We start from the raw sequence: 476 nt of genomic DNA, 5'->3' as shown, positions 1-476 counted from the left end.
GGCTGGACTATCACCTCGAATCTGCACCCACTGTGCCACTACCATCACCACGCGAAAACACTCAAACTCTGGGCCGCAGCCACATTGAGTGGAGACGGAATATTCTGGACCTCGTGTTCGGGTCTGCGCAGGATCACCCCGTCGACCTACGGGACGGTGATGGTCCCGGACGACTTCGTCCACAACCGGCCCCCGACACCATCACCGGACCCCGCGAGCGATCACCATTACCAGCACGTCGCTCACGGATGTGCTCCCGAATCGACGGCAGCTGCAAGTGTTCTCGAGCGACCCGCCGATGAACTCTACGAACCCACCTGGTGGGAAACCAACATCGGTGAGAACAGCGAGTGGGGCGATCTGATCGACACCGACAGAGCAGCCTTCGTGCCCTCACTCGGCGATATCGCCCGACTGAAGGACCCCAAAGCCCGCGAAGAAGCGATCTTCCTCAGAGAACGATTCCTCGAACACCG

The 476-nt window shown here is 60.3% G+C and carries 1 pseudogene; it reads left to right on the top strand.

Going from position 1 to position 476, the window contains the following annotated elements:
* Positions 1–476 (top strand): annotated as a pseudogene (locus ACODSO_RS29250) (HNH endonuclease signature motif containing protein); the annotation flags it as partial.

It is taken from the genome of Rhodococcus sp. FG69 (assembly GCF_057808915.1).
The sequence above is the reverse complement of the archived record's forward strand: the minus strand, read 5'-3'. Positions and strand labels throughout refer to the sequence as shown.